Here is a 23,511-nt window from a genome sequence, read left to right on the forward strand (position 1 = left end):
TCCCCTGAGGACCTGAGATGACCCGAATCGGAACTCCATTGTCGCCAACCGCGACCCGCGTTTTGCTGTGTGGCTGCGGTGAGCTGGGCAAGGAAGTGGTGATCGAACTGCAACGCCTGGGCGTTGAAGTGATTGCCGTGGATCGCTACGCCAATGCGCCGGCCATGCAGGTTGCCCACCGTAGCCATGTGATCAACATGCTCGACGGCGCCGCCCTGCGTGCGGTGATCGAAGCGGAAAAACCGCACTTCATCGTGCCGGAAATCGAAGCCATCGCCACCGCTACCCTGGTGGAGCTGGAAGCCGAAGGCTTCACCGTGATCCCGACCGCGCGCGCCACGTCGCTGACCATGAACCGCGAAGGTATCCGTCGCCTGGCCGCCGAAGAACTGGACCTGCCGACCTCGCCGTACCACTTCGCCGACACCTTTGAAGACTACAGCAAGGCCGTCCAGGATCTGGGCTTCCCGTGCGTGGTCAAGCCAGTGATGAGCTCGTCTGGCAAAGGCCAGAGCTTGCTGCGCAGCGCTGACGATGTGCAGAAGGCCTGGGATTACGCCCAGGAAGGCGGGCGGGCTGGCAAAGGCCGCGTGATCATCGAAGGTTTTATCGACTTCGACTACGAAATCACCTTGCTGACCGTGCGCCATATCGGCGGCACCACCTTCTGCGCGCCAGTCGGCCACCGTCAGGAGAAGGGCGACTATCAGGAATCCTGGCAGCCACAGGCCATGAGCCCGGTTGCCCTGGCGGAATCCGAGCGCGTTGCCAAAGCCGTGACCGAAGCCTTGGGTGGCCGTGGTCTGTTTGGCGTGGAGCTGTTCATTAAGGGCGATCAGGTGTGGTTCAGCGAAGTGTCGCCGCGCCCGCATGACACGGGTCTGGTGACCTTGATTTCCCAGGATCTATCGCAGTTTGCCCTGCACGCGCGCGCCATTCTGGGCTTGCCAATCCCGTTGATTCGCCAGTTCGGGCCTTCGGCCTCGGCGGTGATTCTGGTGGAAGGGCAGTCGACCCAGACCGCATTCGCCAACCTCGGCGCTGCACTGAGCGAGCCGGACACCGCGTTGCGTCTGTTTGGTAAGCCAGAAGTGAATGGCCAGCGCCGCATGGGCGTGGCGTTGGCGCGGGATGAGTCGATTGAAGCGGCTCGGGCCAAGGCAACCCGTGCTTCCCAGGCGGTTGTGGTAGAGCTCTAGAAAGCATCGGGGGCAAATCGAATCTTCGCACCGCCCCTCCCACACTTGACCGCGTTTAATCTGTAGAAATGCGCTCAAAATGTGGGAGGGGCGGTGCGACGATTCGACTTGCCGCCGATAGCGGTCTATCAGGCAACCTTGTTCAAATCATTATCCCGCGTCTCTTTCAGGCACAGCACAGCAATCAAGCTGAGCAACGCTGCCGCCGACACATACCCGCCGACATAACTGAGCCCGCCCATCGCCACCAGCTTGGTTGCGAAAAACGGTGCCGCCGAAGCGCCCACAATTCCACCCAAGTTATACGCCGCCGAAGCGCCGGTATAACGCACGCGGGTTGGGAATAGCTCTGGCAGCAGGGCGCCCATCGGTGCGAAGGTCACACCCATCAGGAACAGCTCCAGCGCCAGGAACAGTGCCACGGCCCAGGTCGAGCCATGAGTCAGCAGTGGCTCCATGGTGAAGCCGGACAGGATCGCCAGGACTGCGCCGACGATCAGCACCGGCTTGCGCCCGTACCGATCACTGGCCAAGGCAGCCAACGGTGTGGCCAAACCCATGAACAGCACCGCGAAGCACAGCAGGCCAAGGAATGTCTCGCGGCTGTAGCCCAAGGTCGACACGCCGTAGCTCAGGGAGAACGCCGTGGTGATATAGAACAGCGCATAGCACACCACCATCGATGCGGCGCCCAGCAGCACCGGCAGCCAATGCTGGCTGAACAATTCCACCAGCGGCACCTTTACCGGTTTTTCCTTGGCCACGGCGTTGGCGAACACCGGGGTTTCATGCAATTTCAACCGCGCGTACAGGCCGACCATCACCAGTGCTGCGCTGAGGATGAACGGGATGCGCCAGCCCCAGCTACGGAATTGCTCGTCGTTGAGGCTCATGGCCAGGATCAGGAACAAGCCGTTTGCGGCCAGGAAGCCGATCGATGGGCCAAGCTGCGGGAACATGCCGAACCAGGCGCGTTTGCCCTTTGGCGCATTCTCGGTAGCCAGCAGCGCCGCGCCGCCCCATTCCCCGCCCAGGCCAAGGCCCTGGCCGAAACGCAGCACGCACAACAGAATCGGCGCCCAGGCCCCGATGCTGTCATAGCCGGGCAGCAAACCGATCAACGTGGTGCACACGCCCATCAGCAGCAGTGAAGCCACCAGCGTCGACTTGCGGCCGATACGGTCGCCAAAGTGGCCGAACAGCGCTGAACCCAGTGGGCGGGCGATAAAGGCGATACCGAAGGTCAGGAATGACGCCAGCATCTGCGCGGTGCCGGAGGTTTGCGGGAAGAATACCGGGCCGATCACCAGGGCAGCGGCGGTGGCGTAGATATAGAAGTCGTAGAACTCGATGGCGGTACCGACGATGCTCGCGGTGGCGACTCGTGCAGTCGAGTTGGTCGGGGCGGCGGTCGCAGCCTCGTTATAGGTGGTGCTCATTGAGTTATCCCTGACAGTCATTGCGCGTTTGGACGCGGATTATTATTGGTCGAACACCCCTGGATCAGGGTTGTGCGCGGGGCGGCTCGGGATGGGAGCGTACACCGGTCAGACAGGATGCTGCGGTGCCTGGACGCGCTCAGTGCGGATAGCACACGGTCGGGCGGGGCTTGGGTAAGCCGACCCGATTATAGGAAGGGGGTTGCGCATCGAACAAGCGGATTAAACGGCCACCGGCACTCGACTGGTGTGCCAGATCAGTACCTTGCTCACCCGGTTGTCCTCGGTTTCGAGGATTTCCAGGCGGTAGCGGCCGATCTTCAGGCACACCGCGCAATCCGGAATTGTCTCCAGGGCTTCGGTCACCAGGCCGTTGAGCGTCTTGGGGCCGTCGCTTGGCAGGTGCCATCCCAGGCTCTTGTTCAGTTCGCGGATCGAAGCGGCGCCATCAATGATGTAGCGGCCATCGGGCTGCGCTTCGATATGCGGGTTGTCCGTACCCTGTTCACTTTCGAACTCTCCGACGATTTCTTCGAGGATGTCTTCCAGAGTAACGATGCCCAGCACTTCGCCATATTCATCCACCACCATGCCCAAGCGCCGCTGCTGTTTGTGGAAGTTCAGCAGTTGCAGCTGGAGGGGCGTGCTTTCCGGTACGAAGTAGGGTTCGTAGGAGGCCTCGAGCAAAGCTTCCTTGGTCAGGCTGGCGTCCGGCAGCAGATGCTGGATCAGTCGGGTGTTCAGTACGGCTTCGACCTGATTGATGTCACTGTGGAACACCGGCAGGCGAGTGCGCGGTGAGGTGCGCAGTTGCTCGATGATTTCTTCGATCGAGTCATCCAGGTTGATACCGTCCACTTCGCTGCGGGGTACCAGGATGTCATTGACGGTGATGTTGTCCAAGGCGTGGATGCCCGGCATACCAGGGGTGCGGCTGTCGTCGGCCTCGGGCTGCGGCTCATCGTCGTGGTCGGGCTGTGGCTCGTCGCTCTTTTTCACCACGCCGGGCTTTCGGGCAAACGGGCGTAGCAGCAACAGGCTGATGCCATTGAGCAGCCAGGCGGCGGGATAGAGGATTTTCAATGGCACGCCCAGCAGCGTGTTGCCGAAGCCCAGCACCGCTTGCGGATGGCGGGTTGCCAGGGCGCGTGGCAGGTAGTCGGCCAGGATCAGTAGAACAGCGCAGGAGATCAGCCAGCCGAGCCACGGGCCGTTCTGTGCCCAGGCATAAATCGCCAGCAGGGTGCAGAGGATTACCACGGCCGCACGGCACAGGCTGTTGCACAGGATCAGGCTGTGGCGCGGGAAACTCAGGCGGGCGGCAGCCTTGTCGCCCTGACGTGTACCGGGGCGCAGGGCCAGCAGGTGTTGTTGTGCGGCTTCGATGGCGGTAAACAGCGCCGCCCATAACACCAGCAAGGCGATTACCGCGAGCATCGGCCCAAGGGGCAAGTTGTCCATGATTGCTGCCCGTCAAATATGCAGGATGTATTCGCGAACCAGCTTGCTGCCGAAATAGGCCAGCATCAGCAGGCAGAAACCGGCCAGGGTCCAGCGGATCGCCTTGTGCCCGCGCCAGCCGAGGCGATTGCGGCCCCACAGCAACACGCTGAACACCACCCAGGCCAGGCACGCCAGCAGGGTCTTGTGCACCAGGTGCTGGGCAAACAGGTTCTCGACGAACAACCAGCCGGAGATAAGCGACAGCGAGAGCAGCGTCCAGCCGGCCCATAGGAAACCGAATAGCAGGCTTTCCATGGTTTGCAGCGGAGGGAAGTTCTTGATCAGGCCGGAGGGGTGCTTGTGCTTGAGCTGGTGATCCTGCAGGAGCAGGAGCAGGGCCTGGAACACCGCGATGGTGAACATGCCGTAGGCCAGTATCGACAACAGAATATGGGCGAGGATACCGGGTTCTTCGTCAATCACCTGCACCGTGCCGGTGGGCGCGAACTGCGCCAGCAGCACCGTCAGTACGCCCAGGGGGAAGAGCAGGACCAGTAGGTTCTCAACGGGGATCCGGTAGCAGGCCAGCAGCGTCAGCGCGATGACCGCTGCAGCGATCAGGCTGGCGGCACTGAAAAAGTCCAGGCCCAGGCCGACCGGCGTCATCAGGTGGGTGAACAGGCTCGCGGCATGAGCCAGCAGGGCGAGTACGCCCAGGCCGACCAGCAGGCGTTTGTCCGCCTTGGTGCCTTGGGCAAGACGAGTGCCCTGATAGAAGGTCGCAGCGGCATATAAGAGGGCGGCGGCGAGACTGGGTAGCAAACTGGGTGACAAGGGGACCATAAATCCTGATAGACAAGCCCGAAAGGCGCTGAGTTTGGCATACACCTGCGTTCCACGAAAGACTCCCGGACCAGACAGCGGGTGTGCATGGGCGCAGTCTTCGCTATAATCCGCGACCTGCCCACGCCGCAGGCTCGCCGAGCGCTGTTTTTAATAGCGATTTACCACAGCCTGGGCCGCCATTACCTCGGTCTACAATGCATTTCGATGAATAGGGCCTGAAAGGATCGCGCATGTTTGAAAACCTGACTGACCGTCTCTCGCAGACGCTGCGCCACGTAACCGGCAAGGCCAAGCTGACCGAGGACAATATTAAAGACACCCTGCGTGAAGTACGCATGGCGTTGCTGGAAGCCGACGTGGCCTTGCCTGTGGTCAAGGACTTCGTCAACTCGGTCAAGGAGCGTGCGGTCGGCACTGAAGTGTCCCGCAGCCTGACCCCGGGCCAGGCCTTTGTGAAGATCGTCCAGGCCGAACTCGAAAGCCTGATGGGCGCCGCCAACGAAGATTTGAACCTCAGCGCCGTGCCACCGGCCGTCGTGCTGATGGCCGGTCTGCAAGGTGCGGGTAAAACCACCACCGCCGGCAAGCTGGCGCGCTTCCTTAAAGAGCGCAAGAAGAAGTCAGTAATGGTTGTGTCGGCCGACGTGTACCGTCCTGCGGCCATCAAACAGTTGGAAATGCTGGCGGGCGAAGTGGGCGTAACCTTCTTCCCGTCCGATCTGAGCCAGAAGCCAGTCGACATTGCCAACGCAGCTATTAAAGAGGCCAAGCTCAAGTTCATTGATGTCGTAATCGTCGATACCGCCGGTCGCCTGCACATTGATGAAGAGATGATGGGCGAGATCAAGGCGCTGCATGCCGCGATCAATCCGGTCGAGACACTGTTCGTGGTCGACGCCATGACCGGCCAGGATGCGGCTAACACCGCCAAGGCTTTCGGTGATGCGCTGCCGCTGACCGGCGTGATCCTGACCAAGGTCGATGGCGACGCCCGTGGCGGTGCTGCGCTGTCGGTACGCGCCATTACCGGCAAGCCGATCAAGTTCATCGGTATGGGTGAGAAGAGCGAAGCGCTTGAACCGTTCCACCCTGAGCGTATCGCCTCGCGTATCCTCGGCATGGGTGATGTGCTCAGCCTGATCGAACAGGCCGAAGCCACCCTCGACAAGGACAAGGCCGATAAACTGGCCAAGAAGCTGAAGAAGGGCAAGGGCTTCGACCTCGAAGACTTCCGCGACCAGTTGCAACAAATGAAGAACATGGGCGGCCTCGGCGGCCTGATGGACAAGCTGCCGAACATCGGCGGTGTGAACCTGGCGCAAATGGGCAATGCCCAAGGCGCGGCAGAGAAGCAGTTCAAGCAGATGGAAGCCATCATCAACTCCATGACCCCGGCCGAGCGCCGCGACCCTGAGCTGATCAGCGGTTCGCGCAAGCGTCGGATCGCCATGGGTTCCGGCACCCAGGTGCAGGACATCGGTCGCTTGATCAAGCAGCACAAGCAGATGCAGAAGATGATGAAGAAATTCTCCGCCAAAGGCGGAATGGCCAAGATGATGCGCGGCATGGGCGGTATGTTGCCCGGCGGCGGCATGCCGAAAATGTAAAGAATTCGAGCGCAAGTTCGCTTGCGCTCCGACCCACAGGGATGTGGGATCTCCAGCAAACCCGCCGTTGGCGGGGGCTGACCTGCCGTTTTAAACGACGGCTCTATAGCAGATCTGAATGGCACGCTGATAGGCGCCAGAAAAAGACATTTGCAAAAGTCCGGATATTCCTTAGAATATGCGGCCTTTCGGGCACCTATGCCCGCTGTGCATTTAGATTTGCAGCACCGACTACAGGAACGATCTTCACATGCTAACAATCCGTCTTGCCCTCGGCGGCTCCAAAAAGCGCCCGTTTTACCACTTGACCGTAACCGACAGCCGCAACCCGCGCGACGGTTCGCACAAAGAACAGGTTGGTTTCTTCAACCCTGTTGCTCGTGGTCAAGAAGTTCGTCTGTCCGTGAACCAAGAGCGCGTAGCCTATTGGCTGAGCGTTGGCGCACAGCCATCCGAGCGCGTTGCAAAACTGTTGAAGGACTCGGCTAAGGCCGCAGCCTGAGCAATATGAACGCGACGCCAACTGTTGCTGATGATTTGATCGTTATCGGCAAGATTTATTCTGTTCATGGCGTTCGCGGCGAAGTGAAGGTGTATTCCTTTACTGATCCGACAGAAAACCTGTTGCAGTACAAAACCTGGACGCTCAAGCGCGAAGGTAGTGTGAAACAGGTCGAGCTGGTCAGTGGGCGTGGGAGCGATAAGTTCCTGGTCGCGAAGCTCAAGGGTCTTGATGATCGTGAAGAAGCTCGTCTTCTGGCTGGTTATGAGATCTGCGTGCCGCGCAACCTGTTCCCTGAATTGACCGACGGCGAGTACTACTGGTACCAGCTGGAAGGTCTGAAGGTTATTGATCAACTCGGGCAATTGTTCGGGAAAATCGATCATCTTCTGGAAACCGGCGCCAATGATGTAATGGTGGTCAAGCCTTGTGCTGGCAGCCTGGATGATCGCGAACGCTTGTTGCCCTATACGGAGCAATGCGTGTTGGCTGTTGACCTGGCAGCGGGCGAGATGAAGGTGGAATGGGACGCGGACTTCTAAGCGTGGCTAATTTGCGCATTGAAGTGATCAGTTTGTTTCCCGAGATGTTCTCCGCCATCAGCGAGTACGGCATCACCAGTCGGGCGGTGAAACAGGGGCTGTTGCAGCTCACCTGTTGGAACCCGCGAGACTACACGACGGATCGACATCACACTGTGGACGATCGCCCATTTGGCGGTGGCCCGGGCATGGTGATGAAGATCAAGCCCCTGGAAGACGCGTTGGTTCAGGCCAAGGCAGCTGCTGGGGAGAAGGCGAAGGTAATTTACCTGTCCCCTCAAGGCCGTCAGCTGAAACAGGCGGCGGTACGCGAACTGGCGAATGAGGAAGCATTAATCCTGATTGCCGGTCGCTATGAAGGCATTGACGAGCGCTTTATTGAGGCTCATGTCGATGAAGAGTGGTCGATTGGGGACTATGTCCTGTCTGGCGGCGAGCTGCCGGCGATGGTCCTGATAGATGCGGTTACACGACTGCTGCCTGGAGCTTTAGGGCATGCGGACTCCGCGGAGGAAGATTCCTTCACGGATGGTTTGCTGGATTGCCCGCACTACACCCGTCCGGAGGTGTATGCGGATCAGCGTGTTCCCGACGTATTGCTAAGTGGCAATCACGCACACATCCGGCGTTGGCGTTTACAGCAGTCCCTTGGTCGGACCTATGAACGACGCGCCGATCTTCTGGAAAGCCGCTCGCTTTCTGGAGAAGAGAAGAAGCTGCTCGAGGAATACATCCTCGCGCGGGACGATAGTTAACAACGTATCGATGGTAGGTCCATTGACTTACCTTAGGAGCACAGCATGACTAACAAAATCATCCTTGCACTCGAAGCAGAGCAGATGACCAAAGAGATCCCTACCTTTGCCCCGGGCGACACTATTGTCGTTCAGGTGAAAGTGAAGGAAGGCGACCGTTCGCGTCTGCAAGCGTTCGAAGGCGTGGTAATCGCCAAGCGTAACCGTGGTGTGAACAGTGCTTTCACTGTTCGTAAAATCTCCAACGGTGTTGGCGTAGAGCGTACTTTCCAGACCTACAGCCCGCAAATCGACAGCATGGCCGTTAAGCGTCGCGGTGACGTACGTAAAGCCAAGCTGTACTACCTGCGTGACCTGTCCGGTAAAGCAGCTCGCATCAAGGAAAAACTGGCTTAAGTCCAGCTTTCCGATGCAGAAAAAAGCAGCCTACGGGCTGCTTTTTTGTGCCTGAAATTTGTCCATTTTCCGGTATTTGCCCATGACTACTCGCCTCGAAGAAATTCAGCGCCGTACTGACCTCTCTGTCACCCATGTGACCAAGGCTGTATTCCCGCCGACGACCAACCACCACAACACCTTGTTCGGCGGCACTGCACTGGCCTGGATGGATGAAGTATCGTTCATCACTGCCACGCGTTTTTGCCGTTTGCCGTTGGTGACGGTTTCTACCGACCGCATCGACTTCAATCATGCGATCCCGGCGGGTTCCATCGTTGAGCTGATCGGCCGTGTGATCAAGGTCGGCAACACCAGTCTCAAGGTTGAGGTGGAAGTGTTCGTCGAGAGCATGAGTGCCGATGGCCGTGAAAAGGCGATCCAGGGCGTGTTCAGCTTTGTCGCGATTGATGCGGACAAGCGCCCAGTACCTGTGCTGCCGGGATTTGCAAACTGAAACATCCTTTTGTAGGGGCCGGCAAGCCGACTTCTACATGCGGTAGCATCCCCCTATTCTTTTCAGCCCCGAGCCCTCATGCCTGCTATCGACCACCCCCTGATCGACCGCTTCCTAGACGCCCTCTGGCTGGAAAAAGGCCTTTCGGACAACACTCGCCAGGCTTACCGCAGTGACCTGGCGCTGTTCAACGGCTGGCTGCAGGAGAATAACCTTGAGCTGGTCAGCGCTGGCCGTGAGCTGATCCTCGATCACTTGGCCTGGCGCCTGGATCAGAATTACAAGCCGCGCTCCACTGCACGGTTTCTATCTGGTGTACGTGGCTTTTATCGCTATCTGCTGCGAGAAAAGCTGATTGCCCTGGACCCGACCTTGCAAGTCGACATGCCGCAACTGGGCAGGCCATTGCCCAAATCCCTATCGGAAGCCGACGTCGACGCCTTGCTCGCCGCCCCTGACCTGAGCGAAGCCATCGGCCAGCGTGACCGCGCGATGCTTGAAGTGTTGTACGCATGCGGGCTACGAGTTACCGAGCTGATCAGCCTGACCCTGGAGCAGGTTAACCTGCGTCAGGGCGTGCTGCGTGTGATGGGCAAGGGCAGTAAGGAGCGGCTGGTGCCGATGGGGGAGGAGGCGATTGTGTGGGTCGAGCGTTATATGCGCGATGCCCGTGGCGAATTGCTCGGTGGGCGCCCCAGCGATGTGCTGTTTCCCAGCCTGCGCGGTGAGCAAATGACCCGCCAGACTTTCTGGCATCGCATCAAGCACCAGGCCAAGGTCGCCGGAATTGGCAAGAGCCTGTCTCCCCACACGCTACGCCATGCATTTGCCACCCATTTGCTCAACCACGGTGCGGATTTACGCGTGGTGCAAATGCTGCTCGGGCACAGCGACTTATCCACCACCCAGATCTACACCCATGTGGCGCGTGCGCGATTGCAGGATATGCACGCCAAGCACCACCCGCGCGGCTGAAAACCGCCAATTTATCCCGCCGCGGGCTGCCCTGCGGCCCAACTGTGGTAGGCTTTGCCGGTTAGCAAAGGTGACGGTCCCGACCCGTGTCTACAGAGACAGCGGTGTTCCTTCCCGTCCCTGCATCTGCCTTCAGGAGTTCCCATGCGCTTGACCCAGATTATTGCCGCCGCAGCCATTGCGTTGGTTTCCACCTTTGCCGTCGCCGATGATGCTGCCGAGCAGACCATCCGCAAGAGCCTGGCCAACCTGCAACTTGATACCCCGATCGAAAGCATCAGCGCCAGCCCGATGGCCGGCCTGTATGAAGTCAAGCTCAAGGGTAGCCGCGTGTTGTACGCCAGTGCCGATGGCCAGTACATCGTCCAGGGTTACCTGTTCCAGTTGAAAGACGGCAAGCCGGTCAACCTGACCGAGAAAGCCGAGCGCCTGGGCGTGTCCAAGCTGATCAACGGGATCCCGGTGGCTGAAACCGTGGTTTACCCAGCTATCGGCGAGACGAAGACCCATATCACCGTGTTCACCGACACCACCTGCCCGTACTGCCATAAGTTGCACGCCGAAGTGCCTGCGCTGAACAAGCTGGGTGTGGAAGTACGCTACGTAGCGTTCCCGCGCCAGGGCCTGGGTTCGCCGGGCGACGAGCAGCTGCAAGCCGTATGGTGCTCGGCCGACAAGAAAGCGGCCATGGACAAGATGGTCGATGGCAAGGAAATCAAAGCCGCCAAGTGTGCCAACCCGGTGTCGAAGCAGTTTGCCCTGGGCCAGTCCATCGGCGTCAACGGTACACCGGCTATCGTTTTGGCTGACGGCCAGGTTATTCCGGGCTACCAGCCGGCGCCACAAGTTGCCAAACTGGCGCTGAGTGCCAAATAAACCAGCATCGTCGAACCTTTGACGATCATGGCTCGTTGATCAGTCGACGGGTCATTAATTGAAAGCCGCAGTTGTGCGGCTGTTTTCCACGGCCGACCTAGCGTCGGCCGTTTCATGGGGAGTTCTTCAGTGAAACCGGTCAAAGTAGGCATCTGTGGTTTAGGGACCGTCGGTGGCGGCACCTTCAACGTACTTCAGCGTAATGCTGAAGAAATTTCCCGCCGTGCAGGGCGCGGGATTGAAGTGGCGCAAATTGCCACGCGTTCGCCAAAGCCTCAGTTCGAAACGACCGGTATTGCGATTACCAACGATGTCTTCGCCGTGGCCACCAATCCGGAGATCGATATCGTCATCGAGCTGGTAGGCGGCTATACCGTTGCCCGTGAGCTGGTGCTCAAAGCCATCGAGAACGGCAAGCACGTGGTCACTGCCAACAAGGCGCTGATCGCCGTGCACGGCAACGAGATCTTCGCCAAGGCGCGTGAGAAGGGCGTGATCGTAGCGTTCGAAGCCGCAGTAGCCGGTGGTATCCCGGTGATCAAGGCGATACGTGAAGGCTTGTCCGCCAACCGTATCAACTGGGTGGCCGGCATCATCAACGGCACCGGTAACTTCATTCTCACCGAAATGCGTGAGAAGGGCCGTACCTTCGAAGACGTGCTGGCAGAAGCCCAGGCTCTGGGTTACGCCGAAGCCGACCCGACTTTCGACGTGGAGGGGATCGACGCGGCCCACAAGCTGACCATCCTGGCGTCCATCGCCTTTGGTATCCCGCTGCAGTTCGACAAGGCCTACACCGAAGGCATCACCAAGCTGACCACGGCCGACGTGAACTACGCCGAAGCCCTGGGCTACCGCATCAAGCATCTTGGCGTAGCGCGCAGCACCCCGGCTGGTATCGAGCTGCGTGTGCACCCGACGCTGATCCCCGCCGATCGCCTGATCGCCAACGTCAACGGCGTGATGAACGCAGTGATGGTCAACGGTGACGCTGCGGGTTCCACGCTGTTCTACGGCGCCGGAGCTGGTATGGAGCCGACCGCTTCCTCGGTGATCGCCGACTTGGTAGACGTGGTTCGCGCCATGACCAGCGACCCGGAAAACCGCGTCCCGCACCTGGCCTTCCAGCCTGATTCACTGTCGGCCCACCCGATCCTGCCTATCGAAGCGTGCGAAAGTGCCTACTACCTGCGCATCCAGGCCAAGGATCATCCGGGCGTATTGGCCCAGGTCGCCAGCATCCTGTCGGAGCGCGGTATCAACATCGAGTCGATCATGCAGAAGGAAGTCGAGGAGCAAAATGGCCAGGTGCCGATGATCCTGCTGACCCACCGCGTGCTTGAGCAGCACATCAACGACGCCATCACCGCGCTGGAAGCCTTGCAAGGCGTTGTCGGCCCGGTCGTTCGTATTCGTGTTGAACACCTGAACTAACCGATTGTTCCAGGGGCCCCGCGCGTTCGGCGGCCTCTGTTCGAGAATGTTTTAGAGGAGCCAGTCATGCGTTACATCAGCACCCGCGGCCAGGCACCGGCCCTGAATTTCGAAGACGTTTTGCTGGCAGGCCTTGCCACTGACGGCGGCCTGTACGTGCCGGAAAACCTGCCACGCTTCACTCAGGAAGAAATCGCCTCCTGGGCCGGGCTGCCGTACCACGAACTGGCGTTCCGAGTGATGCGTCCATTCGTCACCGGCAGCATTCCAGATGCGGACTTCAAGAAGATTTTGGAAGAAACATACGGCGTGTTTTCCCACAGCGCCATCGCTCCGTTGCGCCAACTGAACGGCAATGAGTGGGTGCTGGAACTGTTCCACGGCCCGACTCTGGCGTTCAAGGACTTTGCCCTGCAACTGCTCGGTCGCCTGTTGGATTATGTGTTGGAGAAGCGCGGCGAGCGCGTTGTGATCATCGGCGCTACCTCCGGTGATACCGGTTCGGCCGCCATCGAAGGCTGCAAGCACTGCGAAAACGTCGACATCTTCATCCTGCACCCGCACAAGCGTGTGTCGGAAGTGCAGCGCCGTCAGATGACCACCATCTTTGGCGAGAACATCCACAACATCGCCATCGAAGGCAACTTCGATGACTGCCAGGAAATGGTCAAGAACAGCTTCGCTGACCAGAGCTTCCTCAAGGGCACCCGCCTGGTCGCGGTGAACTCGATCAACTGGGCGCGGATCATGGCCCAGATCGTTTACTACTTCCACGCATCCCTACAGTTGGGCGGCCCGGCGCGTTCGGTGTCGTTCTCGGTGCCGACCGGCAACTTCGGCGATATCTTCGCCGGTTACCTGGCGCGTAACATGGGCCTGCCGATCAACCAGTTGATCGTCGCCACCAACCGCAACGACATCCTGCACCGCTTCATGAGCGGCAATCAGTACGTCAAGGAAACCCTGCACGCTACCCTGTCGCCTTCCATGGACATCATGGTCTCGTCGAACTTCGAACGCCTGCTGTTCGACATGCACGGTCGCAACGGTTCGGCGATTGCCGGCTTGATGGACACCTTCAAGAGCGGCGGCGGTTTCAGCGTTGATGAGGAGCGCTGGACCGAAACCCGCAAGCTCTTTGACTCCCTGGCCGTGGACGATGCACAGACCTGCGAGACCATCGCCGAAGTCTATGCCCAGACCGGCGAACTGCTCGACCCGCACACCGCCATCGGTGTGAAGGCCGCCCGCGAATGCCGTCGCAGCCTGGATATTCCAATGGTGATCCTCGGTACCGCGCACCCGGTCAAATTCCCGGAAGCGGTGGAGAAAGCCGGTGTCGGCAAGGCGTTGGAGCTGCCGGTGCACTTGACCGACCTGTTCGAGCGCGAAGAGCGTTGCACGGTGTTGGCCAATGACTTGAAAGCGGTGCAGGCGTTTGTCAGCCAGCACGGCAATCGTGGTAAGCCGTTGTAAGGCAGACCGCGTACACAAAAACGCCGCTTTCCCTTGCTGGGTCAGCGGCGTTTTTTGTTTTTTGGCAGCGCTCATTAAGTAAAGGGGCGACCTGCGATAGCGCCCGGCCAAACCCCAAACCACCGCCCATTGCGCAAGCATTTATGTGTCGCCGTTTTTTGCTTGTCATATTGCAAGCGCATGCTGGAAACCTCATCCCCCGGTAACCCCCGTAAATACGAAAAAGCGAACTTTCCTACGTCATAACCAGTCACTTAGGATAGATGCAGTTCCCGTTGAAACGATTGTTCCCGAACTATTGAGTGGTGATCGAGATGGAAAGTATCAGCCTATTGCTCGAAGAAGCACTGACCCCTTATCAGGTTACGCTGACCACTGCGGGTGTTCAGGACGAGTGCTTGGTGACAGTAAAGAATCCTACTGGCGCTATTGTGGTCGAGCGTGAGGTTGACCGTGCCCAATTGATGGATAAACGCGTGCTGGTGGACGTAGTGGACTGCCTGCTGCGTGACATCAAAATTGCAGAAGGCCGATTGGAACCCTCGGTCATCGCCGCCTTACGCAATGCCGCCCAGACCCGTGGCATTGCCCGCGCATGAAGAATTGTTCATCGATGGAAACTTCCTACGGCATGGCCGGTCAGATTTTGTAACAGCAAGAGCAAACATTGTGCTCCGGTGTTTGTGGCTTGCTGTACTGGTCTTTGTTGGCCACGTTTAACCCTGAAGTGTCTCCCCACGCTTCGGGGTTTCTTTTTGCCCGCGATTTGTCAGGGCGTAGGCGCGTCTTGGTAAAACTGGAGATGGTCGGTCAGGTATTGCGCGCGCAGCGCCGGGTCGAGCCAGGCGGCATAGGCGTGCAGTAGTTGAGCCTGGGGCAGCGCGTTCAACACTTGGTTGATGTGTTCAATTGCCTGGTGGCCCTCAGGCGTATCGGAGCAGCCGATATGCACACGCTGGTAGGGCATGACGCCAGCAATCGGATAGAACGCCAAAGTCAGCGGATCAATCCCCTGGCGCAGGGCGTGATAGCGAATTTCAGTCCAGTAGCCCAGCACGGCTTCCAGGCGACCCAATCGCTGCATTTGCAGCAGGCTGCCCAGGGCGTCGTTTCCGTAGTGCAGCACGCGGGTGGGCGCATCCGTTTGGTCCAGCATTTCATCGATGAGCGTCCCGTAGCTGCGCTCGGCCACCACGCCCAGGCGTGCGCGCTTATCCAGCAGGAGCGCCGCGAGGTCCACCCTTTGCTGTGCGACAAGCGGCGCGAGCACGTCACGGCGGTCCTGACGTACCACCACCCCATTACTGACCATGGAAAAAGCCGGGCGCGAATACACCACCCACTTGGCCCGTTCTGCGGTCCATAGCATGGTGGGGTCGCAGGTCAGTGCGGGGGTCTGAAGTATCTGCAGGCCGCGTGCACGGTTAACGTGCAAAATCTTGTGTTGGTACTCGGGCAGGCGCTCCATCAGCATCGGCAGCAATTCGTCGATGACGCCCTGGCCCTTTTGCGGGCCGTCGAGGATGGTCATCGGGGGCAGGTCGCGGATTAACCAGGTCAAGGTGTCCGCTGCCTTGGCAGACAGCGGCAGAAGCCCGAGCAACGGTGCACAAACACCCAGGAGCCAACGCCGCGCCATTATTGCGAGTGCGCCATCAGATCGCGCCTTGTTCACGTAGCCGGGTGATCGCGGCCGCGTCGTAACCCAGCTCGTTAAGCAGCACGTTGGTGTGCTCGCCCAACTGCGGCCCGACCCACTCGCAGCTCCCGGGCGTGTCCGACAGCTTGGGCACGATGCCCGGCATCTTAAAGTCCTTGCCGCCTGGCAGTTGCGCCTTGAGGAACATCTCCCGCGCCAGGAATTGCGGATCGCCAAGCATGTCCTCGGCGCTGTAGATCCGGCTGGCGGGTACCTCGGCCTTGTTCAGTTGCTCCACCACCTGCTCCAGTGACAGCGAATTGACCCAACGATCAATCACGCCATACAGCTCATCACGGCGGGTATCACGCCCGTCATTGCTCGCCAACTGCGGATCATTCGCCAGGTCTTCACGGCCAATGGCACTCATAAACCGTTTGAAGATTGCATCCCCATTTGCGCCGATCTGCACATGCTTGCCGTCCGCGCTGGTATGGATCGACGACGGTGTAATGCCGGGCATGATGTTGCCGGTGCGCTCACGGATGAATCCGAACACGTCAAACTCAGGAATCATGCTTTCCATCATGGCGAAGATAGCTTCATACAGCGCCACATCCACCACTTGGCCTACGCCGCCATTCACTTCGCGATGACGCAGCGCCATCAATGCACCGATTACAGCCCACAACGCAGCGATGGAGTCGCCAATGGAAATCCCTGTGCGCACCGGCGGGCGGTCCTCGAAACCGGTGATGTAACGCAGCCCGCCCATGGATTCACCGACGGCACCAAACCCCGGCTGGTCTTTCATCGGTCCGGTCTGGCCAAAGCCCGAGAGGCGCACCATCACCAGTTTCGGGTTCAGCGCGTGCAGGGTTTCCCAGCTCAGGCCGAGCTTCTCCAGTACACCGGGGCGAAAGTTCTCGATGAGGATGTCGGCGTTCGTCAGGAGTTGCTTGAGAATCTCCAGACCGTCCGGGTGCTTTAGGTTCAGCGTCAGGGATTTTTTGTTGCGTGCCTGCACGAACCACCACAGCGAGGTGCCCTCGTACAGCTTGCGCCATTTGCGCAGCGGATCGCCGCCATTCGGGGATTCGACCTTGATCACTTCTGCACCAAATTCAGCGCAGATACGCGAAGCGAACGGGCCGGCGATCAGGGTGCCGAGTTCGATGACTTTCAGGCCGGCAAGCGGTTTGGCATTAAACGACATGGGGATCCTTGTCTGCGCGGAGCGGGTGTGTGATGCCTTTTAACATAGGCGAGCGGCCAGGGATAAGCGTGAAACAGCGCAGGATTCGTTGAATGGCACCACCATCAGTTAGACTGGCCGCCTTTCCCTGTCTCTAGAAGCCCGTTCATGGCCCAGCCGTCCACGACCTACAAATTCGAACTCAACCTCACCGACCTCGACCGTTCGGTGTACGAGAGCGTCAAACAGACCATCGCCCGCCATCCTTCGGAAACTGAAGAGCGCATGACCGTGCGCCTGCTGGCCTACGCCCTTTTTTACAATGAGCAATTGGCATTCGGTCGTGGCCTGTCAGATGTAGACGAACCAGCCCTGTGGGAAAAAAGCCTGGATGATCGGGTTTTGCACTGGATCGAAGTCGGCCAGCCCGATGCCGACCGCCTGACCTGGTGCTCGCGTCGTACTGAACGTACCAGCCTGCTGGCTTATGGCAGCCTGCGTGTATGGGAAGGCAAAGTGGTGCCGGTGGCGAATAATCTGAAAAACGTACACATCGCTGCGGTGCCCCAGGAGATTCTGGAGGTTCTGGCCAAGGACATGCCCCGCGTAATCAAGTGGGACGTGATGATCAGCGAAGGCACGATCTTCGTCACTGATGACCGTGGCCAGCATGAAGTGCAACTGCAATGGCTGGTCGGCGAGCGCGGTTGAATACTGCGGGGAGGGCTTGCCCCTTCCACATGCGCCCCGTGTTGCCTTCAGCGTTGTCGTTTAACCGTCGTATCAAAGAGAAGCGCCCATCACCCCATGCGTATCGATCCTCGTCCGTTGCCCGCTGTCCTGCCATTTCTCGGTGAATTGCCACCGCTGTTGACCCGTCTTTATGCCGCACGCGGGGTGCAGTCCGAGGCCGAGCTGGATAAAAGCCTGGCAAGGTTGATTCCCTATCAACAGCTCAAGGGCATCGACGCCGCCGTAGACCTTTTGGTGACGGCCTTGGAGCAACGCCAACGCATCCTCATCGTTGGCGACTTCGACGCCGATGGCGCCACCGCCAGCACTGTAGGCACCCTGGGCCTGCGTTTGCTCGGTGCCGCCCATGTCGATTACCTGGTGCCCAATCGCTTCGAATACGGCTACGGCCTGACGCCGGAGATTGTTGCCGTGGCCCTGCAGCGCGAGCCGCAGTTGCTGATTACCGTGGACAACGGCATCTCCAGCGTCGAAGGCGTGGCGGCGGCGAAGGCGGCGGGGTTGCAGGTGTTGGTCACCGACCACCACTTGCCCGGAGACGAGCTGCCGGCGGCAGACGCCATCGTCAATCCTAACCAGCCAGGCTGTGAGTTTCCGAGCAAGGCGTTGGCCGGTGTTGGCGTGATTTTCTACGTGCTGATGGCGCTGCGCGCGCGCTTGCGTGAGCTGGGCTGGTACGCGAACAAGCCGCAGCCGAATATCGGCGATCTGCTCGACTTGGTTGCCCTGGGCAGTGTCGCCGACGTGGTGCCGCTGGACGCCAACAATCGCATCCTGGTGCACCAAGGCCTGGAGCGTATCCGCGCAGGTCGCGCGCGGCCGGGGATCAAGGCGATCCTTGAAGTGGCCAAGCGCGATGCGGCGCGCATCACCTCCACCGACCTGGGCTTTATTCTCGGGCCGCGGCTCAACGCCGCCGGGCGCCTGGACGACATGAGCCTGGGTATCGAATGCCTGCTCACCACGGATTTCGCGGCGGCGCGGGAAATGGCGGCGCAACTGGACGGCATGAACCAGGACCGTAAATCCATCGAGCAAGGTATGCAGCGCGAGGCTCTGGCCCAGCTCAAGGACTTGCCGGTGGAATCAATGCCCTTTGGCCTGTGCCTGTTCGACCCTGAATGGCACCAAGGCGTGATCGGCATTCTGGCGTCGCGCATGAAAGAGCGTTATTTCCGCCCGACCATCGCCTTCGCCGATGCGGGTGATGGCCTGCTTAAGGGCTCTGGGCGCTCTGTGCCGGGTTTTCACATCCGTGATGCGCTGGCGGTGGTTGCTAGCCAGCATCCCACTCTGATCGCCAAGTACGGCGGCCATGCCATGGCGGCGGGTCTGACATTGCCAGAGGCGAATTTCCCTCTGTTTGCCGAAGCTTTTGATGCCGAAGTGCGTCGTCAACTGCGTGAAGAAGACCTCACCGGTCGCCTGTTGTCCGACGGCACACTGGCGGTTGAGGAGTTTCACCTGGAGCTGGCCCGCGCCCTGCGGCACGCCGGTCCTTGGGGGCAGCACTTCCCCGAGCCGCTGTTTCACGGTGTGTTTCAGTTGGTGGAGCAACGTGTGGTGGGGGAGCGGCACCTGAAAGTGGTGCTCAAGAGCGAATGCGGGTCAGTGAAGCTCGATGGCATCGCCTTTGGCGTGGACCGTGAGGTCTGGCCGAATCCGACCGTGCGATGGGTGGAGTTGGCCTACAAGCTGGACGTGAACGAGTTTCGTGGGAATGAAACCGTGCAGTTGATGATTGCCCACATCGAACCGCGCTAGATTTTATTAACACCGCAAAACAACTGTGGGAGGGGGCTCGCCCCCGATAGCTGAGTGTCAGTCAACAATGCTGTGACTGACCTACCGCTATCGGGGGCAAGCCCCCTCCCACATTTTGATTTGTGTAAGGCCTGGGGTTATTCGCTTTTGGCCTGGTGCTTGACGATGATATCCACCAACCGCTTGGCCAGCGCCGGGTAGTTCTCATCGAAGTGATGCCCGCCGGGCAGCTTCACAGCCTCGCCCACGGCGGTCTTGTCGGTGCAGCCACTCTCGTCGACTTCTTCGGCGCCGTAGATGCACACCACTTTCTCAGGCGGCAGCTTGGCCATTTCCGGGCCGGTCGCGGCTTCTTTGCCGGCGTTGCCCAGCCAGCCTTCCACTTCGATCTCAAAGCTACCTGTCCGGGCGAAGGCCAGCAGGATGATCGCATCGACGCGCTGTTGCTCGTTCTCCGGCATGCGGTTATAGATCGCTGGCAGCACGTCGGCGCCGAACGAATAACCGGTCAGCACAAAGCGCTTGGTGCCCCACTTTTGCCGGTAGTGCTGCATCAGCTCGGTCAGGTCTTTGGCGCTTTGTTCCGGCGTCTTGTGCTGCCAGTAGTAGCGCAGGGTATCGATGCCGACCACTGGGTAGCCGATCTTGGCCATTTCACCGGCCACGTCGCGGTCCAGGTCCCGCCAGCCGCCGTCCCCGGAGAGGAACAGGGTTACGGTGTCCTTAGCCTGGCCTGCCGGGACTTCCACCACGGGAATCGCTAGGCCACCGTTATCCGAACCCACCAGTTGCTTGCGCAGTTCGTTGTTCAGTACTTGCGGGTAGTGAATGTCGTAGTCACTGATGCTGGTTGTGGCGCGTGGTGTATCGCGTACGAAACTGGCGCTCTCGTCGTCAGGGTTGTCGTTCCACGCCACCAGCCAGTTGCCGTGCTCTGCAGTTTTCGGCAGCGGATCTTTGCAGCCTTCCTGCGCCAGAGCGAAGCCGACAGAGATGGCATTGGCCTTGTCGTCGTTCTGAGTGGCCAGCCAGCGCCAGGCAAGCGCCGCGCCAGGGCCGATGCCGCTGACCAGCGTCGCTGGGCCCTTGAGCTGGCTCAAGGCGCTTTGCAGCGCTTGTTCCTGCAGCTTGCAGTCATCTTTTGGCAAGACCACCTGGACGATCTGCGCTTTGCCACCCTGGCTCAGGGTTAACAACTGGCTATCGGTCAGGGTTTCGTCGGCCATCACCGCCACGGCCACACGGACTTTCGGGTTGCCGGCCGGGGTCACGCGGGTCATTACCGAGCCATCGGCCTGGGGCAGTTGCTCCAGGGTCGGCTGCGGGGCAGGGCGTTTCAAATACCAAAAGCCGCCACCCAGAACCAGGGCCAGCAGCACTACAAAGGCCAAGACATACCGCCAGGAGCGTCGAATCATCAGCGTTTCACCAATCCAGTCAAGCCACCCGCGATCAGGGCGGCGGTATCGGCCAGTGCCACCAGCGGATCAAGTCCTGCGGGCACGGCCATGTAACGGGGTTCCCAGTCTGGCTGGAACTTATCTTTGAAGCGGCGCAAACCTTGGAAGTTATACAGTTGCTCGCCACGACGGAACACCATCGAACCCAAACGCTGGGTCAGTGGCGCGCCGCGTCGCGGTTGCAGGCCCGACAACGGCACCATGCCGAGGCTGAAACGGGCGTAGCCGTGACTCTTATAGTGTTGAATCAGACCGACCATCATGAATTCCATGGTCAACTTGGGCGCATCCGGATGGGCGCGCATCAGGTCGAGGCTGGCCAGGTCGTGATTGTAAGTCTCAAGCAAGTTGGCGAAGGCTACCGGGCGTCCTTCGAAGCGAATGATCGCAATCCGAAAATGCTTGAGGTAGTCGTCACTGAAGCGTCCCAGGGAAAACCCTTTTTCGCGCACATTCTTACCGGTAAGCCATGCGTCCGAGATGACTTTTAATTCATCCATCGGCGCCGTACCCGGTTCATGGATCTCCAGAGACAGACCGTCCCGGGTGCCACGGTTCCAGGTGTAGCGCAGATCCTTCATCTCTTTGCCTTTGGCTTCCAGGTCAAAGCGTTTCAGGTCGACGCGCGCCTCTTCGCCCAGCTTGATCGCGGTTAGGCCGATGTCCATGTAGTAGGGCAGGTTCTCTGCCCGTACCTGATAGAACACCGGACGCGCGTGGTGGATGTCGCACAGGTCGCGGAACTGCCAAATCATCTCGGCCCTTGGCTGGGTCGGTCCAATTGGGTCGTACAAGGCCACCAGGCTGCGGCCGCGACGGGCATACATCAGGAAGGCTTCGTCGTTGGGGTGGAACAGCAGCGCCTTATCACCGGTCAGCGCAAGGCCACCGTCGGGTTGGGACGAAGCCATCAGGATCTTCGAGGCGCGCTCCAGCTCATCCGGGGTCGGCAGGTGGATCACCGGGCGGGCGGTGCGCAGCAGCCAGGTCAGCGATACGATCACCAGCAGCACGGCGGCTCCCAGCAATGAGCGCAGGCCGCGTGGGGCGTTGGCATCGAGGGTGAACTGCCACCACAGTTGATGGCTGTACGGCACATCTTGATAGGCAAACAGCAGCAGCCAGATCGAGGCACCCAGCACGCAGACGCTGGACACCAGGTATAGCGGTGAGAACGGCAGTTCTGTCAGGCGGCTGGCGCGGTAGAACGAGCGGCGAAAGATCGCCAGCAGCACCGCCGTCATGGTCATCAGGCTGGCTTCTTCCCAGTCGAAGCCTTTGAGCAGCGAGAGCAGGGCGCCCACCAGCAGCAGCACCATGGTCAGCATCCAGGCCGCCGACAAACGTCGACGCAGGCCCTGGGCCAGCAATAGGCACAGTACGCCGATCAGGCTGGCACCAAAGTGCGAGGCATCAATCAGGCGGTGGGGAATCAGGAAGCCGATGTTTTCCAGGCGTGAATCGATCTCTGGCGTGGCGCCTGAAAACAGCAGGACCACGCCGGACAAAAAAACCAGTACGGCCAGCACTGGCGCCGCCAGACCTGAGGCTACGCGCAGGCTCTGCTGGGTCTGGAATAGTCGTTGCGCCTCGTTGATCAGCAGGAACACGCACGCGATCAGGAGCGGCAACACTACGTAGATCATGCGATACAGCAGCAGGGCAGCGGCCAGTGGTGCGGCGCCGAGCTTGTCTGCAAACGCGGCGAGCAGGATCGCTTCGAACACCCCGACTCCGCCCGGTACGTGGCTGAGCACGCCAGCGGCGAGGGCCAGCAGGTAAACCAGCAGGAATGGACCGAAGGGCGGCGCTTCTGGCAGCAATAGATAGAGGACAGTGGCGGCGGCGGCGACATCCAGGGCAGTGATGACCAATTGCAGGAGCGTCAGGCGCCGGCCGGGCAGGCGCAGGGTGCGACGGCCGACTTTGACCAGCAGGTTGTCCGGGTAAGGTTGCTCCGGCAAGCGGCGGCGGTAAATGCCGATACACAGCGCGGCCGACAACAGCAGCACGGCACCGGCAATCGCGCCGAGCAGGCCTTGCGACAGATGCAAGTAGGTCGACGCCGCAGGCAGGTTGCTCAGTGTCGCGAGTGCGGCCAGCGGGGGCAGGGCGCAGCCCAGGGCCAGGCTGGCGAACACAGTCATATGGGCGACTTCCGAGGCCCCGATGCCATGGCGTGCATATAAACGGTAGCGCACCGAGCCGCCGGAGAGCATCGACAGGCCAATCGCATTGCCAATGGCAAAGGCGGTGAAGCCGCCATGGGCCAATGTCTTGGCGGGCAGCTTCACGCCGGCATAGCGTGCGCCGGAGAACTCATAGCCGAGAAGAATGACAAACCCTGCGACGCCCGCGGCAAATGCTCCCAGCAGTGCAGGCTTCGGCACTTCCAGGATCGAGTCGTGAAGTGCGTACAGGTCGAGTTCCAGCAGAAGGTGGCGGCAAGCGATCAAGGCGATGGCGAACAGCAACAGGGTGACCGCCAGCCCGAGGGGTTGCCGGTACTTGCTGATCAGATCCAGCCAACGCAATCGGGTAGGCGTGATCGGTTGTTCTGCTGTGACGGTGTCTTGTGGTTCAGACGAGTTGGCGCGCATCAATCACCTCGTGGATTGTGCGCGACAGGATGGGGGTATCCAGCCAAGTTACCAATCCCTATGGACAAAATAATTACAAATATTAACGCGTATCACCGGGGGCGGCGACAGCGG

The 23,511-nt window shown here is 60.0% G+C and carries 21 protein-coding genes; 14 read left to right on the forward strand and 7 right to left on the reverse strand.

The annotated features are described in order from the left end of the window. Positions 1–17 precede the first annotated feature (17 nt). The gene (purT, locus tag AB4N82_RS15385; RefSeq protein ID WP_003193969.1) at positions 18–1,199 is read left to right on the forward strand and encodes a formate-dependent phosphoribosylglycinamide formyltransferase; all 1,182 of its coding nucleotides are present in this window, start codon (positions 18–20) and stop codon (positions 1,197–1,199) included. 128 nt (positions 1,200–1,327) lie between these two features. Here purT and AB4N82_RS15390 read toward each other — a convergent pair whose 3' ends face one another. From AB4N82_RS15390 to AB4N82_RS15400, 3 genes are all read right to left on the reverse strand, one after another. Further along, on the reverse strand, positions 1,328–2,638 hold the full coding sequence (locus AB4N82_RS15390) for an MFS transporter (protein ID WP_032890781.1): 1,311 nt from the start codon (positions 2,636–2,638) through the stop codon (positions 1,328–1,330). Positions 2,639–2,860: 222 nt separating this feature from the next. Beyond that, positions 2,861–4,099: a transporter associated domain-containing protein gene (locus AB4N82_RS15395; protein ID WP_122763820.1), complete on the reverse strand. Its 1,239-nt coding sequence runs from the start codon at positions 4,097–4,099 to the stop codon at positions 2,861–2,863. Between the two features lie 12 nt (positions 4,100–4,111). Further along, a complete protein-coding gene (locus tag AB4N82_RS15400) occupies positions 4,112–4,924 on the reverse strand; it encodes a cytochrome C assembly family protein (protein WP_032890784.1) in 813 nt (270 codons plus the stop codon). Positions 4,925–5,157: 233 nt separating this feature from the next. Between AB4N82_RS15400 and ffh the strand changes: the two genes are divergently transcribed. The 11 genes from ffh to AB4N82_RS15455 all read left to right on the forward strand — a co-directional run bounded on the left by ffh (position 5,158) and on the right by AB4N82_RS15455 (position 14,585). Next, positions 5,158–6,534: a signal recognition particle protein gene (gene ffh / locus AB4N82_RS15405; protein WP_003193965.1), complete on the forward strand. Its 1,377-nt coding sequence runs from the start codon at positions 5,158–5,160 to the stop codon at positions 6,532–6,534. Between the two features lie 250 nt (positions 6,535–6,784). Further along, positions 6,785–7,036 carry a 30S ribosomal protein S16 gene (gene rpsP, locus AB4N82_RS15410; protein WP_003175899.1) on the forward strand — a complete coding sequence of 84 codons (252 nt, stop codon included), beginning with the start codon at positions 6,785–6,787 and terminating at the stop codon, positions 7,034–7,036. Positions 7,037–7,041: 5 nt separating this feature from the next. Then, the gene (gene rimM / locus AB4N82_RS15415) at positions 7,042–7,578 is read left to right on the forward strand and encodes a ribosome maturation factor RimM (protein ID WP_027605457.1); all 537 of its coding nucleotides are present in this window, start codon (positions 7,042–7,044) and stop codon (positions 7,576–7,578) included. Further along, the gene (gene trmD / locus AB4N82_RS15420) at positions 7,560–8,333 is read left to right on the forward strand and encodes a tRNA (guanosine(37)-N1)-methyltransferase TrmD (RefSeq protein ID WP_024077235.1); all 774 of its coding nucleotides are present in this window, start codon (positions 7,560–7,562) and stop codon (positions 8,331–8,333) included. The genes rimM and trmD overlap by 19 nt, the downstream gene beginning before the upstream one ends. Before the next feature lie 45 nt (positions 8,334–8,378). Further along, complete coding sequence (gene rplS / locus AB4N82_RS15425) at positions 8,379–8,729, forward strand: 50S ribosomal protein L19 (protein WP_003175895.1); 351 nt, start codon at positions 8,379–8,381, stop codon at positions 8,727–8,729. Positions 8,730–8,811: 82 nt separating this feature from the next. Beyond that, the gene (locus tag AB4N82_RS15430) at positions 8,812–9,225 is read left to right on the forward strand and encodes an acyl-CoA thioesterase (RefSeq protein WP_032890787.1); all 414 of its coding nucleotides are present in this window, start codon (positions 8,812–8,814) and stop codon (positions 9,223–9,225) included. Positions 9,226–9,303: 78 nt separating this feature from the next. Beyond that, on the forward strand, positions 9,304–10,200 hold the full coding sequence (gene xerD / locus AB4N82_RS15435) for a site-specific tyrosine recombinase XerD (protein WP_032890789.1): 897 nt from the start codon (positions 9,304–9,306) through the stop codon (positions 10,198–10,200). Between the two features lie 144 nt (positions 10,201–10,344). Continuing rightward, positions 10,345–11,076, forward strand: a complete 732-nt coding sequence (locus tag AB4N82_RS15440; RefSeq protein WP_003175893.1) for a thioredoxin fold domain-containing protein — start codon at positions 10,345–10,347, stop codon at positions 11,074–11,076. Positions 11,077–11,205: 129 nt separating this feature from the next. Beyond that, complete coding sequence (locus AB4N82_RS15445) at positions 11,206–12,510, forward strand: homoserine dehydrogenase (RefSeq protein WP_032890791.1); 1,305 nt, start codon at positions 11,206–11,208, stop codon at positions 12,508–12,510. Between the two features lie 66 nt (positions 12,511–12,576). After that, positions 12,577–13,986 carry a threonine synthase gene (gene thrC, locus AB4N82_RS15450; protein ID WP_032890793.1) on the forward strand — a complete coding sequence of 470 codons (1,410 nt, stop codon included), beginning with the start codon at positions 12,577–12,579 and terminating at the stop codon, positions 13,984–13,986. A 314-nt stretch (positions 13,987–14,300) separates the two neighbouring features. Continuing rightward, entirely contained in the window at positions 14,301–14,585 is a 285-nt protein-coding gene (locus AB4N82_RS15455) for a DUF3509 domain-containing protein (RefSeq protein WP_032890795.1), read from the forward strand. Positions 14,586–14,755: 170 nt separating this feature from the next. On the opposite strand, the gene AB4N82_RS15460 is transcribed toward AB4N82_RS15455, so the two are convergent. Both AB4N82_RS15460 and AB4N82_RS15465 read right to left on the reverse strand, forming a co-directional pair. Next, on the reverse strand, positions 14,756–15,625 hold the full coding sequence (locus AB4N82_RS15460) for a TIGR02285 family protein (RefSeq protein ID WP_122763819.1): 870 nt from the start codon (positions 15,623–15,625) through the stop codon (positions 14,756–14,758). A 16-nt stretch (positions 15,626–15,641) separates the two neighbouring features. After that, positions 15,642–16,841, reverse strand: a complete 1,200-nt coding sequence (locus AB4N82_RS15465) for a CaiB/BaiF CoA transferase family protein (protein WP_122763818.1) — start codon at positions 16,839–16,841, stop codon at positions 15,642–15,644. 147 nt (positions 16,842–16,988) lie between these two features. Between AB4N82_RS15465 and AB4N82_RS15470 the strand changes: the two genes are divergently transcribed. Next, complete coding sequence (locus AB4N82_RS15470) at positions 16,989–17,531, forward strand: YaeQ family protein (protein ID WP_032890801.1); 543 nt, start codon at positions 16,989–16,991, stop codon at positions 17,529–17,531. A gap of 96 nt (positions 17,532–17,627) precedes the next feature. Further along, positions 17,628–19,337, forward strand: coding sequence for a single-stranded-DNA-specific exonuclease RecJ (recJ, locus tag AB4N82_RS15475; protein ID WP_032890803.1), 1,710 nt, complete (start codon positions 17,628–17,630; stop codon positions 19,335–19,337). A 137-nt stretch (positions 19,338–19,474) separates the two neighbouring features. Here recJ and AB4N82_RS15480 read toward each other — a convergent pair whose 3' ends face one another. Together AB4N82_RS15480 and mprF are read right to left on the reverse strand one after the other, a co-directional pair. Further along, positions 19,475–20,755 (reverse strand): virulence factor family protein, encoded by a 1,281-nt coding sequence (locus AB4N82_RS15480; RefSeq protein ID WP_122763817.1) that lies wholly within the window; start codon positions 20,753–20,755, stop codon positions 19,475–19,477. After that, positions 20,755–23,397, reverse strand: a complete 2,643-nt coding sequence (gene mprF, locus AB4N82_RS15485) for a bifunctional lysylphosphatidylglycerol flippase/synthetase MprF (protein WP_032890807.1) — start codon at positions 23,395–23,397, stop codon at positions 20,755–20,757. Before mprF ends, AB4N82_RS15480 begins: the two co-directional genes overlap by 1 nt. Positions 23,398–23,511: the final 114 nt, after the last annotated feature.

This window comes from Pseudomonas sp. H1_D04 (assembly GCF_054683855.1).